This window comes from Duganella sp. GW822-FHT06D06, assembly GCF_058799615.1.
On record NZ_JBXALQ010000014.1, the window covers coordinates 78173 to 91323 of the forward strand.

The 13151-nt window shown below is 62.0% G+C and carries 12 protein-coding genes; 4 read left to right on the forward strand and 8 right to left on the reverse strand.

What is annotated here, in order from left to right; genetic code table 11:
- Positions 1–28: 28 nt before the first annotated feature.
- Complete coding sequence (locus AC1RMD_RS22835) at positions 29–1852, reverse strand: DUF885 domain-containing protein (protein ID WP_492929668.1); 1824 nt, start codon at positions 1850–1852, stop codon at positions 29–31.
- A gap of 171 nt (positions 1853–2023) precedes the next feature.
- On the opposite strand from AC1RMD_RS22835, the gene AC1RMD_RS22840 reads away from it, so the two are divergent.
- Positions 2024–2938 (forward strand): hypothetical protein, encoded by a 915-nt coding sequence (locus AC1RMD_RS22840; RefSeq protein WP_492929670.1) that lies wholly within the window; start codon positions 2024–2026, stop codon positions 2936–2938.
- Positions 2939–3128: 190 nt separating this feature from the next.
- Complete coding sequence (locus AC1RMD_RS22845; protein WP_492929858.1) at positions 3129–4400, forward strand: MFS transporter; 1272 nt, start codon at positions 3129–3131, stop codon at positions 4398–4400.
- Here the strand turns inward: AC1RMD_RS22845 and AC1RMD_RS22850 are convergent.
- The 7 genes from AC1RMD_RS22850 to AC1RMD_RS22880 all read right to left on the reverse strand — a co-directional run bounded on the left by AC1RMD_RS22850 (position 4372) and on the right by AC1RMD_RS22880 (position 10685).
- On the reverse strand, positions 4372–5532 hold the full coding sequence (locus tag AC1RMD_RS22850) for an acyltransferase family protein (protein WP_492929672.1): 1161 nt from the start codon (positions 5530–5532) through the stop codon (positions 4372–4374). The two genes, AC1RMD_RS22845 and AC1RMD_RS22850, sit on opposite strands and share 29 nt — an antisense overlap.
- A 2-nt stretch (positions 5533–5534) precedes the next feature.
- The gene (locus AC1RMD_RS22855) at positions 5535–6572 is read right to left on the reverse strand and encodes a hypothetical protein (protein WP_492929674.1); all 1038 of its coding nucleotides are present in this window, start codon (positions 6570–6572) and stop codon (positions 5535–5537) included.
- Positions 6573–6660: 88 nt separating this feature from the next.
- Positions 6661–7662 carry a formylglycine-generating enzyme family protein gene (locus AC1RMD_RS22860; protein WP_492929676.1) on the reverse strand — a complete coding sequence of 334 codons (1002 nt, stop codon included), beginning with the start codon at positions 7660–7662 and terminating at the stop codon, positions 6661–6663.
- A 112-nt stretch (positions 7663–7774) separates the two neighbouring features.
- Positions 7775–8542, reverse strand: coding sequence for a LytR/AlgR family response regulator transcription factor (locus tag AC1RMD_RS22865; RefSeq protein ID WP_492929678.1), 768 nt, complete (start codon positions 8540–8542; stop codon positions 7775–7777).
- A complete protein-coding gene (locus AC1RMD_RS22870; protein WP_492929680.1) occupies positions 8539–9669 on the reverse strand; it encodes a sensor histidine kinase in 1131 nt (376 codons plus the stop codon). Before AC1RMD_RS22870 ends, AC1RMD_RS22865 begins: the two co-directional genes overlap by 4 nt.
- Positions 9670–9776: 107 nt before the next feature.
- A complete protein-coding gene (locus AC1RMD_RS22875) occupies positions 9777–10250 on the reverse strand; it encodes an XRE family transcriptional regulator (RefSeq protein WP_492929682.1) in 474 nt (157 codons plus the stop codon).
- Positions 10251–10259: 9 nt separating this feature from the next.
- Positions 10260–10685, reverse strand: coding sequence for a type II toxin-antitoxin system RelE/ParE family toxin (locus AC1RMD_RS22880; protein ID WP_492929684.1), 426 nt, complete (start codon positions 10683–10685; stop codon positions 10260–10262).
- A gap of 350 nt (positions 10686–11035) precedes the next feature.
- Here AC1RMD_RS22880 and ychF point away from each other — a divergent pair, with 350 nt between their 5' ends.
- Positions 11036–12127 carry a redox-regulated ATPase YchF gene (gene ychF, locus AC1RMD_RS22885; protein WP_492929686.1) on the forward strand — a complete coding sequence of 364 codons (1092 nt, stop codon included), beginning with the start codon at positions 11036–11038 and terminating at the stop codon, positions 12125–12127.
- Positions 12128–12492: 365 nt separating this feature from the next.
- On the forward strand, positions 12493–13089 hold the full coding sequence (locus tag AC1RMD_RS22890) for a PEPxxWA-CTERM sorting domain-containing protein (RefSeq protein ID WP_492929688.1): 597 nt from the start codon (positions 12493–12495) through the stop codon (positions 13087–13089).
- Positions 13090–13151: the final 62 nt, after the last annotated feature.

Below are 13151 nucleotides of genomic sequence, written 5' to 3' on the forward strand. Positions count from 1 at the left end.
TGTCCGAATGTCAGACTTGACCCCAATTTTATTTGGCGGCGATCCAGCGGTCGACGCGGGCTTCCAGGATCGGCAGCGGCAGGGTGCCGTCGCCGATCACGACTTCGTGGAATTTCTGGTAGCTGAACTTGTCGCCCAGCGCCTGCTGCGCGCGCGCCCGCAGTTCCAGGATCTTCAGCGAGCCGACCTTGTAGCTCAGCGCCTGCGCCGGCCACACCATGTAGCGCTCGATCTGGTTCTTGGCGCGCGCTTCGCTCCAGCCCAGCGTGTCGGCCAGGTAGGCGATGGCTTGCTCGCGGCTCCAGCCCTTGGCGTGCATGCCGGTGTCCACCACCAGCCGCGCGGCGCGCAGCATCTCCGCGTTCAGGTGGCCGTAGTAGGCCACCGGATCTTCATACAAGCCCATCTCGCGGCCCAGCGTTTCCGAGTACAGCGCCCAGCCCTCGGTGTAGGCCGCGCTGTTCGGGTTCTCGGTGCTGAATTTGCGGAAATCCGGCAAGTCCAGTTCCTTCAGCAGCGCCGCGTGCAGGTGGTGGCCGGGCACGCCTTCGTGCAGCAACAGGCTGACCATGTCGACCCGGCTGTATTTCTTCGGATCGTTGACCACCGGCCAGAACACGCCCGGATGCGAACCGTCGGCCGCCGACGGCGTGTAGTGGTCGGACGCGGTGGCGCGCGTCAGCTCGGGTTCCAGGTGCAGCTCCAGCTTGGCTTTCGGGATCAGGCTGAAGTAGGTCGGCAGCTTGGTCTGCACGGTCGCGTAGATGTCGCGATAGGCGTCCAGCACCTGCTCGTCGGTGCTGAAGACCTTGAATTTTTCCTGCGCCGCCATCCATTGCGGCAGTTGTTTTTCCGGACCGTCGTAGCCCAGCTTGGGGCCGAGCGCGGCCAGCTGTTGCTGGATGCGCGCCACTTCCTTCAGGCCCAGCGCGTGCACCGCGTCCGGCGTCAGCGGCAGGTTGGTGCTGTCCTTGATGCGCGCGGCGTACCAGGCGGCGCCGTTCGGCAGCGCGCTCCAGCCGGTGCTGGCGCGGCTGGCCGGCAGGTATTCGTTTTCCAGGAAGCTGACCAGGCGCGTCAGCGCCGGCGCGATCTTGCTGTCCACCGTGTTCAGGTAGGCGGCCGTCAGTTTTTTCTTGTCGGCGTCGGAGAAGCCGGCCGGGAAGCGCGTCACCGGCGAGTAGTAGATGCTCGTTTCCGGCGTGGCGCTGCGCAGGTTCTGGAACTGCGGCAGCATCGCCACCGTGATCGCCTTCGGCTGCACGATGCCGCTGCGCATGCCCAGCTTCATGTTGGCGATGGCCTGGTCTATCCATGCCGGCAACTGGTTCAGGCGGCTCAGGTAGGCCTGGTATTGCTTGACCGTGCCCAGCGGCTGCGAGCCGTTGCCGTCGGCGTAGTTGGCCAGGGCGCTCGGTACGTTGTCGAGCTGGTTCAGCGGCAGCAGGTGTTCCGGGAAGGACTCCAGCTGCATCGCGTTGTTGAGTTCGTAGGACAGCAGGTCGTAGGTCAGCTGCTCCTGCTGGCCGAGCTGGTCGCGGCGCACCGTCATCAGCTGCTTCTGCATCTGGCGGTACAGCGTGAACTGCTGCGCGCGCACCTTGGGCGAGATGGCCAGGCCGAGCTGGTCGTCATAGCGGCCGTCGCCGTTGGCGGTGGCGAACAGCAGCGGATCGAATTTACAGCGCGCCGTGTGGAAGGCCGCCGCCAGCCTGGCCAGCTGCCTCTGGGCTTGCCCGGCCTGCTGCGTATGCGCCGGTTTGGCGGCCGCCATCGCGGGCGGCGCGGCCATCAGCAAAGCGGCAATCAGGGCGGAGATCGTCAGTTTTGTGAACTCGCGGGCAGATGACATATGGGTCCTTTTGGGCAATGGAATAAATCAATGCCGAGCAGTCTAGCATCTGTTGCGACGATTGTTGAGTGTCTCGATACCCGCATCGTTTGATGCAAACGCTTGCTCCAGCCTGGTTATCTGAATTATGGTCGAAACCCGACACACCGGTTTTTTAAAAGGAGAGAAATCATGGGCAATTTTTCACATCCTGCACGTTCCCAAGCTATCCGATCACAACGTTTCCATCCCTCGGTACTGAACCGGAAGCGTGGCAATAAGAAAGGCGATGAGTCTGACAAAGGCGCTAGTCTGCGCAAGCGCGAAATGATTGGGCTAGCAATTGCCGCCATCTCGCTGTGCACCGTGTTGTTGGCATTAGTTGGCTATGGAGTCGCCATTTCGGCCGAAATCGCGTTCGGCATGCCTCATGGTGCACTATTCAATTCCACAATAGATTTGCTGGACCTCTCCGTCTGGGCGATTTCGCGCTTCATCGAAAATTTAGGGAAGGCCTCACCGATAAAAATCGGCTTTGAGGTTTTAATGGCCATCTTGCCCTTGATGCTGTTGATCTGGCTGCTGTGGTGTGTTGTGGTGGTACTCCTCAAACGGAGAAGTACAGCTAGTGGAAAAAGGAAAACGCCAACTTGGCTCAGAACTCTGTTCGTGGCGCCGGCGCTTTCGCAAAGCATGCCGATGCTCATGTCAAAAGGCTTGATGTATGTTACGGGGTTGGCGTTCGGCATTCCAACGATAATGGCGCTTATGAGTGGGGTGCTGATCTATGTAGTCGTCATGGGCTCCATGGCTACTGTGATAGGCATATCCACCGGCACCGCCCACATTCGTCAATATGTGATTGCTCCCTCGTCATGCAAGCCTGTAAAAACTCGGATTGAGCTGATGCGGGCAACTGTGTTGTCTCAAGTGGCGCCCCCCCAATATGCCGATTGTGTTCTAGTCTCTTCGGAAAAAGGAATACTGGGAAAGGGCCGAGTGGTGTTTCCCAGCACTAGTGCGATAGTCTTGTTTGATCCCATCACTGGCTCGGCTCGACGGGTACCGATCAAGGATGCGATCATTGATTCGGTTCCCACGCTTTAGCGGATCGTGCCGCAGGGCGGAGCACATGCGGGGCCGTCACATATCAATAGTCTCCGCGCGTTTACTCACGGCGCGGAAAATTGCGTATTCTATGCTTGCCGCGCACCGGCCACCCATAAAAACGCCAACAAAAGCGAGACCAGACATGCAGATAAAAGATAACGCAGCAGCCATCGCCCCAAGCCCCGGCATGGATCACAGCGCCACACCCGCCCGACCGCTTACCCGCCAGGATTACAAGACCCTGTCGCTGGCCGCCCTGGGCGGCGCGCTGGAGTTCTACGATTTCGTTATTTTTGTTTTCTTCACCGCCGTGATCGGCAAGCTGTTCTTTCCGCCGTCGATGCCGGGTTGGCTGAGCATGCTGCAAACCTTCGGCATCTTCGCCGCCGGCTATGTGGTGCGTCCGCTGGGCGGCATCATCATGGCGCACTTCGGCGATCTGTTCGGCCGAAAAAAAATGTTCACCATGTCCATCCTGCTGATGGCGGTGCCGACGCTGCTGATGGGCATGCTGCCGACCTACGCCAGCATCGGCCTGGCGGCGCCCATGCTGCTGTTGCTGCTGCGCGTGTTGCAGGGCGCGGCCGTGGGCGGCGAGGTGCCGGGCGCCTGGGTGTTTGTGTCCGAGCACGTGCCGGCGCGCCATATCGGCTATGCCTGCGGCACGCTGACGGCCGGCCTGACCTTCGGCATTCTGTTAGGTTCGGTGGTCGCCACCGGCATCAACACCGCCTTCACGCTGGAGCAGGTGGCCGACGGCGCCTGGCGCCTGCCCTTCCTGCTGGGCGGCTTCTTCGGCCTGGGCGCGATGTACCTGCGCCGCTGGCTGCATGAGACGCCGGTGTTCGCCGAGCTGCAGCAGCGCAAGGCGCTGGCCGCCGAAATGCCGCTCAGGGCGGTGCTGCGCAATCATCGCGGCGCGGTCGTGGTGTCGATGCTGCTGACGTGGATGCTGTCGGCCGCCATCGTCGTGGTGATCCTGATGACGCCGACCCTGCTGCAAAAAATATACGGCTTCGATCCGCATACCTCGCTGGTGGCCAATACGCTGGCAACCTTTTGTCTGGCGCTGGGTTGCGTGGTGGCCGGCGTGCTGGCCGACCGCGTCGGTTCACGCCGCACCTTGTTCGGCGGCGCCTTGCTGCTGGCGATCAGCACCTACGTGTTCTACACCACGCTGCACGCGCGGCCGGATCTGCTGTTGCCCCTGTATGCGCTGGTCGGCTTCACGGTCGGCGTGGTCGGCGCCGTGCCTTGCGTGCTGGTCAAGGCGTTCCCGGCGCAGGTGCGCTTCTCCGGCATGTCGTTCTCGTACAACGTGGCGTACGCCGTCTTCGGCGGCCTGACGCCGGTGGTGGTGGCGCTGATGCTGAAGAATAATCCGCTGGCGCCGGCCTACTATGTCATCGCCGTGAGCGTGGTCGGCATGGTTACCGCGCTGTTCGTGAAGGAACGTTGAGTCGGGTTGCGACGGCACGGTCGCGCAGCAGCAGGAACGGTTTTTCCAGCGCGACGTGCAGCAGCCACGCTGCGGCCCAGGACATGGCGCCGTAGATCGCCAGGAACAGCAGGCTGCCCGCCACGGGCGCCTGCCGCATATCGCCAAGCAGGGCCTGGCATAGTTTTGTGGCAGGTGCGATCAGCGGGTAGTGCACCAGATACAGCGCATAGGACAGCCTGGCGATGTAGCGCAGCGGACGCGCGGCGCCGAACGAAGGCAGTCGGGCATTGACGGCCAGGCCGCAGCGAACCAGCAGCGCAAACAACATGGACGACAGCGCGATGATCCAGCAGACCGTCGTCCAGTCGCCCTGCACCAGCCAATCCCGGTACATCAGCAGCGACAGCGGCGGCATCGCCAGCGACAGCAACAGCGCGCGCGGCGCGCGCCATGCACTGGATGCGCCATGCTGGACGGCGACCAGCACGCCCGCCAGGATGCCCAGTACGGCATGGTGGAATGGCGCGCGTATCGCCCAGAAGAAGGCCGGGTAGTCGCCCGGCGCGAGGCCCGGAGCGCTGGCCTGCATCGACCAGCATAGCGCTCCTATCACCGCCGCCAGCACGATGCAGGCGGGGCGCGCGCCGATCCGCGTTAGCAGGAACAACAGCAATGGCGCGGCCAGGTAAAACTTCTCTTCCACCGCCAGCGACCACAGCGTGACCATGACATCCGAGCCCAGATAATCCTGCAAGAACAGCAGGTGGGTGGCGAAGGACAGGCTGGAGAATTCCGCAGCCGGCGTCCACGGCGCCGCCAGCCAGCCAAGCAGGATCACGCCCCAGTACAGCGGCAACGTGCGGAAGGCGCGGCGGCGGTAGAAGTCCAGCACCGAGGCGCGCTCGAAAGGCGCGGCATGCGGCCCGGCGAAGTGGCTGCCGATCAGGAAGCCGCTGAGCACAAAGAACAGGTCGACGCCGATCCAGCCGTTGGCCGACAGCACCGCCAGCGGACCGCCGGGCACGACGCCGAACGTGTTCTGCGAAGCGACCGCCCAGTGCCGCGCCAGCACCAGCAGGATCGCCACGGCGCGCAGCGCATCGAGGACGGGGTAGCGGCCCGGCTTGCCGGCCAGTCCGGTGTGCGGCATGGTCAGACTATCTTCAAAGCGCTCTGGACGTCGCGCTTGCGCAGCTTCCAGATGATGGAGTCGACGATGTAGTGGTGGAAGTTGATGCCCTGGTAGGCGATCACGACCAGCGGCACCAGCGTGTAGTTGGCGAAGTAGGCGTTCGACAGGTCGATGGAGCGGTACACCACGCCGGTCAGCGCCAGGCAGGCCATCAGGTAGAGCGGCCAGCGGCCCTCCTGGCTGAGCCAGGACAGCGCCCGCTGCTCGGGGTTGACGCCGCCCTTGAACTGGTTGGAATTGAACAGCCACACAAAGGCGATGTACTGCGCGTTGTGCCAGACGTTGATGACCAGCCAGCCGCTGGTGATGTCGTGGATCGCGACATACGACACCAGGTAGATCAGGTAGTGCGAGCACAGGTAGGCGAAATGCAGGCGGCCCAGCGTGCCGGCGCGCAACGCGCGCAGCTGCGCCGCCAGCCACCACGCCAGGCAGGCGCCCGCCGCCGCCAAGGTGGTCGTGGCCAGCCATTGCGGCACCGGCAGTTTCCACACTTCCATCCCCAGGAAGGTCGAGTCCGGGCGCGCGCTCATCATCAGGAAGGCGGCGGCCGGCACCAGGTAAAAGGTGACGCGGTTGAACACCGGATTGCCGGCCTGGACGCTGCGCGTCTTCATGCCGTAGGCCTTGTTGATGCCTTCGCTTTGCCGCGTGTAGTGATACCACTGCCAGTGCATGTACAGCGTGGCGACCGCCGCCAAACCGCCCCAGACTATCAGCAGGTAGACGCCGGCAAACACCGCCACCGGCAAGGGCAGCAACAGCGCCCAGTGCCGGCGGGCCGACTTCAGGTCGAACAGCAGGCGGGTGTAGGTGGAAATGACATGGTGGTAACCCAGCAAGGCCAGGTCCAGCGAAATGATCAGCACAAAGTATTCGGGGAAGCCGAGCGCCAGCGCGCCCACGGCCAGCGCGAGCAGCGGAATGCCCAGCACGAACAGGCGATCGAATCGCCTGCTGCGCATATAGATCGGGGCCGTCTCGGCGATTGCTGGCATGGCGTGGACTCCTGCGGATGGCACTGTCTGTATGATAGTGCCATACGGCAATAAGTCCACTATTCCTTTTGTGCGGTGTTGCGCCGGTTTATTTTGCGCGGCGGCCGCGTTCGGCGGCCTGCGCCTTCGCCAGGCCGGCGTCGAAGGCGCTCGCGCCGCCATCCTGGACCGTGCCGCCGGCGACATCCTCGGCGATGCGGAAGCCTTCGCCGACGCTGCTGCGGTTTTCCGTTCCCGTATGGCCGCGGTAGGTCGGGCTGGCGCCAACCGGGCCGCTGTTGTAGTTGCCGCCGCGATGGATGACCATGGACGAGCCGTGGAACAGATCGCAGCCGGTGGTCCAGGCCGCGCCATTGTTGGGGGCGCCCTTATAGCTCAGGTGCTGGCAATCCTCGACCACTTCGCCCGCGTTGCCCTGCATGTCGAACAGACCCCAGGCGTTCGGCTGGTACATGCCGACCACCGTGGTCAACTCGGCCTGGTCGTCGCAGGCGATCTCCTTCCTGTCCTTGCCGGTCAGGCGGGTGATGGCGGTCTTGCCGCTGCGGTCGTAAACGTTGGCGTATTGGCACAGCGCGGCCGGATCGTCGCCGTAGGAATAGCGGGTGCTGCTGCCGGCGCGCGCCGCGTATTCCCATTCCGCTTCGCTGGGAAGACGGAAGTGCCGGCCGGTTTGCTTCGACAGCCATTGCAGGTAGGCGTGGGCGTCGTCCCAGCTCACGCACATTACCGGATGGTAGTCGCTGGGTGCATTGACGGCGGCGTTCCAGCTGATTTTGCCGCTTTCCATGCCCCAGTCGTTGGCCGCCAGCTTCCAGCAATCGCCGTCGGCCTGGTAGCCGGTGGCCTCGATAAACTGGCGGAATTGTCCGACCGTGGTTTCGTAGCGGGACAGGCGGTAGCTGTTGATGTTGACGGTGCGCAGCGGCTCCGAGTTCGGATAGTCATCTTCCTTCGGATTGGCGGTGCTGCCCATGACGAATTCGCCGCCCTTGAGCGTGACCATGGAGGGTGTGAGCAGGGGAGCGGTGGCCGCGAACAGCGGGCAGCTCAACATCAGCATCGGCAACAACGAGAGGGTTTTTTTCATGGCAGGGTCCTGTGGGATCAATGTTTGCGAGAGTGCAACGATCCCACAGGGGCCGCGCCGACGGCAGCGGCAAGCGATGAATCGACAGCCGCGCCGACGAATCGCCAGCCGCCTACATCGCCCGGAACAGGTGGACGTAGGCGCGGCTGACGCGCAACTCGCGCGCATGGCCCTTGATGCGCAGGAACAGGCGGCTGCTTTCATCGCGCCGGGTGCCGGCCAGGTAGTCCAGGTTGACCAGCGTGGAGCGGTGCACCTGCCAGAACTGGTCCGGGTCGAGCTGCTCGGAAAGCTCGACGATGGTGGTGCGGATCAGGTGCTCGCCGCCGCTGGACTGCACCACCGTGTACTTGTCGTCGGCATGGAAGTACAGGATGTCGCTGACGGCGATCTGATGCACGTACTCGCCCTGGCCGGCGCGCACGAAGCGCAGCCGCGCCGGCGCCGCCGGTCCGCGCGTCAACTGGTGCAGCGCCTGCGACAGGCGCGCATCGGGCTGCGCGCTGCGGCCGGCCGCCCGCAGGGCCAGCGTGGCCTTGACCCGTTCGATCATCTGCGTCAGCCGCTCGGTCTTCAGCGGCTTGAGCAGGTAGTCGAGCGCGCAATGGTCGAAGGCCTGCACCGCGTAGGTGTCGAAGGCGGTGACGAACACCACGCGGGTGTCGCCCTCGATGCCCTGCGCCACTTCCAGCCCGCTCAGGCCGGGCATCTGGATGTCGAGGAAGGCCAGGTCCGGCTCCAGCTGCTCGATGCATGCGGCCGCCTCCACGCCGTTGCGGGCGATGTGCACGATCTCCAGTTCCGGCCATAGCAGTTCCAGCTGCTCCTTCAGGTACAGCGCCAGGTGCGGCTCATCGTCGGCGATCAGCGCGCGCGTCATGCCGGCGTCCGGTAGGGGATGGACAGCGTGGCTTGCGTGCCCACGGTCCGCGGCGCCAGCGTCAGCGCGGCCTTGCCGCCGTAGCGGGTGCGCAGCCGTTCGTGGATGTTGGGCAGGGCCATGCCGCTGCCGCGCCGGCGCGGACGGCGCGGGCCGTCCAGGCCGAGGCCGTCGTCGTCGATGCAGATGTCGAGCTGGCCATCGACGACGCGCGCGCGGATGCGGATGCGGCCGCCTTCGATCTTCGGCTCCAGTCCGTGTTCGATGGCGTTTTCCACCAGCGGTTGCAGCAGCAGCGTCGGCAAGGTCGCCGCCAGCGCGTCGTCGCTGGCGTCGATCTCGAAGCGCAGCCGGTCTTCCATGCGGATCTGCAGCAAGGTCAGGTAGCTGCGCACCATCGCCAGTTCGGCCGCCAGCGTGCTGTCGGTGTGGCGCAGCTGGCCCAGGCTGGCGCGCAAATAGTCGGTGAAGGTTTCCAGCATCAGCCGGGCGCGCGGCGTGTCGCGCTCGAGCAGGCTTTGCACATTGGCCAGCGTGTTGAACAGGAAGTGCGGTTCGATCTGCGCCTGGAGCAGGCGCAGCTGGGCCTCCATCGCCTGGTGCAGCAGCCGGTCCTGCTTGACCCGCAAGCGCCACCAGAACCAGTTGGCCGCCGCCACCACCATGACGAAGGCGAGGAATTCGGTCTGGGCCACGCTGTGCTGCATGAACGATGCCCAGCCATTCCAGTCGGTGAGCCAGGTGTACAAACTCAGGCTGAAGGCGGCGCCGCACACGACGCCGCCGACGGCGATCGCGTTGATGAGCAGCGCGGCGCGCCAGTCGGCCGCCTCGGACAGCCGTTCGATGCTGGCGGCGGGCAGCAGCTTTTCGACGATGCGGGTGATCGCCAGCATGCTGTAGGCGACGGCCAGGCAGATGAACAGGTTGAACAGCAGCGAGGCGCGCCACCAGCCGGGATCGCTCACGCGCCCGGTCAGCAGGCCGTTGATGAGCATCATGACGGAGCCGATCGGCAGCGCCAGCGCGGCGCCGACCGCCAGTTGCGCCCACAGCGGTTCCTGGCGGTGCTTTTTTAACACCCAGAACGAGCGCCAGGCCAGGTGGAAGGAGGAGCTGATATTCATGGCGGCAATTGTAGCCGGGAAGAACGGCGGGGCAGGGCGGAATGCGATGGATCGACAGGATTGGCGACGGAATGCAAGTTTCTATTCGGTTTAAATGGCGCTTTGCGCTAGCCCCCCGTACTTTTTGCGCGCGTCGTGGTTCGTTTCTTGGCTACGCCAACTGGCTTTTTTGCCGGTGCCTTCGCAGCGGTGTTCCTGGTTGGCGTCTTGGCGGCAGGTGCGTATGTTTCGGCATGGTCGCCGGCCGAGCTGTCTGACCATTGTAGGAAATTTTGCAAGTCAATTCGAACGCCGTTTTTGTCGAGAACCGACAGTTCAAGCGTCAATCCCAAGGATTTCAGAAAACGGCGCAACGTTGAAACATAGGTATCGGAACGTTTTTCAAGTTGAGAAACCGCGTTCTGGTTGATGCCCAGGTCTTTGGCTACTTCAACCTGGGTCTTGCCTACCGCCTTGCGGAAATCGGTAAGCGTCGCCGCGTGCGCAATCATCTCTTCAATTTTTTTATGAGAAAGCGCCGCGATTTTTTTCTGACGGTCAGCCGGCAGGTTGTTGATGACATCGTCCAGATTTCGTCCCATGGCAATCTCCTATTTCTTACCTTTGCTGCTTTTCGTCTGCGCTTTGGTGGGCGGAGCCGCTTCGGCTGACTTCAAGTTTTTCAAGTGTTTATCGAAGCGCTCATTTGCCTTCGTCAATAGGTTCTTATAGAATTTTTTCTCATCTATGCCCTGCTTGTCGGCGGCAACCAAGATGATCGCTTGACGATGAGGATCAAAGGCAAATGCAGCCCGCCAAATTTCCGAACCGTTGTTTGCCTTGAAACGCAGCTCTTTCATATTGGGATGCCTCGGATTCTCCAGCGTTCCCACGTGCGGACGATCGGCAGCTGGTCCGAGCTCCCTCACCGCGACAGCAACTGCAAGCAATTCATCTTGAACATCTTTTGAAAAGGCGTCGAATTCGGGGTCAAATTCGTCGTGGAAAAACACTTGCCACTTCTGAGATTGATTCAATTATCATCTCCTGGTGATATCACGTCAAGATGCTTTTATGGTTGGGCGCGCGCCCCTGGATCCTTGCTGCGCGGCGTAACCTCACGACTTGGCGGCTGGTCGATGTTTGCGGTTGGCCGCTCTGTCCGCCACTGTGAGCACAGGCACCGCCTCCATGAGCCTTTGGATCATGGCTTCCGAGAGAGTTATAATGGCCATTATCAGGGACAAAATGGGGAACTGCGGCGTCATATGCGGTTTGTTCCAATTTCCCGTTCTTTGTGCAACTTCGAAATTCAGCCTAACTCAATATTGTTGGCGTGACTAACGATCTGAAGCACCGCTAACCAATTGATTTAACAAGGAATTCCATGTCTTTACAATGCGGCATCGTCGGCCTGCCTAACGTCGGCAAGTCCACCCTCTTCAACGCCCTGACCAAGGCCGGCATCCCGGCCGAGAACTATCCGTTCTGCACCATCGAGCCGAACGTCGGCGTGGTCGAAGTGCCGGATCCGCGCATGGGCGCGCTGGCCGACATCGTCAAGCCGGAACGCATGGTCAACGCCATCGTCGAGTTCGTCGACATCGCCGGCCTGGTGGCGGGCGCGTCGCAGGGCGAGGGCCTGGGCAACCAGTTCCTGTCGCACATCCGCGAAACCGACGCCATCGTCAACGTCGTGCGCTGCTTCGAAGATGACAACGTGATCCACGTGGCCGGCAAGGTCAGCCCGCTGGACGATATCGAAGTGATCCAGACCGAGCTGGCGCTGGCCGACCTGGGCACCGTGGAAAAAGCCATCCACCGCGAAAACAAGAAAGCCCGTTCCGGCGACAAGGACGCCGCCAAGCTGCTGGCCATCATGGAGCGCATCGTGCCGCACCTGAACGAAGCCAAGCCGGTGCGCGCCATGGGCCTGGACGCCGACGAAATGGCCCTGATCAAGCCGCTGTGCCTGATCACCGCCAAGCCGGCCATGTACGTGGCCAACGTCTCCGACACCGGCTTCAAGAACAATCCGCTGCTGGACCAGCTGACCGCCTACGCCGCCTCTCAGAACGCGCCTATCGTCGCCATCTGCGCCTCGATCGAAGCGGAAATCGCCGACCTGGAAGACGCCGACAAGACCGCCTTCCTGAACGACATGGGCATGGAAGAGCCAGGCCTGGACCGTCTGATCCGCGCCGCCTACAAGCTGCTGGGCCTGCAAACCTACTTCACCGCCGGCGTGAAGGAAGTGCGCGCCTGGACCATCCACGTGGGCGACACCGCGCCGCAAGCGGCCGGCGTGATCCACACCGACTTCGAACGCGGCTTCATCCGCGCGCAAACCATCTCCTATGACGACTTCGTCCAGTACAAGGGTGAGAGCGGCGCCAAGGAAGCGGGCAAGATGCGCGCCGAGGGCAAGGAGTACGTGGTCAAGGATGGCGACGTGTTGAACTTCCTGTTCAACGTCTAAACGCGAACGAGTAGATCACCGCATTTCACGCAGTATCAGAAATGCAAGGAAGCCCCGCAGATGCGGGGCTTTTTCGTTTTAGGTCATCTCATGTCACCTCCATGTATCTGATTCATTACCGGGGACGATGCCGGGTATGACCGTGGCACGTCGATGCGCAGTCGGTTACGAGGAGGCCATACTTCCGTTTCGCGGAAACCGCTGGACTGCGAGGCCATCCTCGCTGCGATCGCCACAGGCAGCTCGCCACTTTCGTCCAGACGCAACTCGCTGTGCTCGCCCAAGTTGGCGAATTAATTGCACAAAACAGTGCGCATGCGATATTATCGTTGCATTATTAATAAGCTCACGAGGGGATATTTATTTTGAAGCTTAATCGATTCAATCAGACATTTTTGGCGGCCATTTGCCTGATTGGTGCCGCGCAGGCACAGGCTGACGTGATATGGGATTGGAACTTCGTTTCCAATAACTTTCAAGTCAGCCCGACAGGAAATATCTATGGTCGCGCAATTGTCGCCAATAGCGCCAGCTCGACAGATAATCTCAGCTTTAACGGATTCGGCGCCAGGGCTGTGCGCCTGAATGGAGTCTATAACTGGGAATACCGCACCAATTTAGGTCGCGACGAGGAGTTTCCGTGGCCGAATGCCGGCACAGAAATCTTCGGCTTGTCTATTGCTCCCGGTGAAAGCCGCAGCTTCGACCTGGTCTGGTTCACGCCGGCGTATGGATCAGTAAGCGATGGCGCTTACAGTGTTGGGGTTAACTTGTCGACAGGAAATGGCAGCACGGCAACCATAGAGCGTGAGCTGACTTGGCGCGTGGCTGCCGTACCAGAACCGGCTAGCTATGCAATGATGTTGGCAGGGCTTGGGGTACTGGGAGCAATTGTACGTCGTCGTAAACCAGGTAAGAATGGAATTATTGCGGGCAGTTGTCGCGCCAACGTTGACTTGTAGTGATGGACTTCCTGTTCAACGTCTAAGCACTTCCAATATCCAAAAAAACCCGCAGCTGCGGG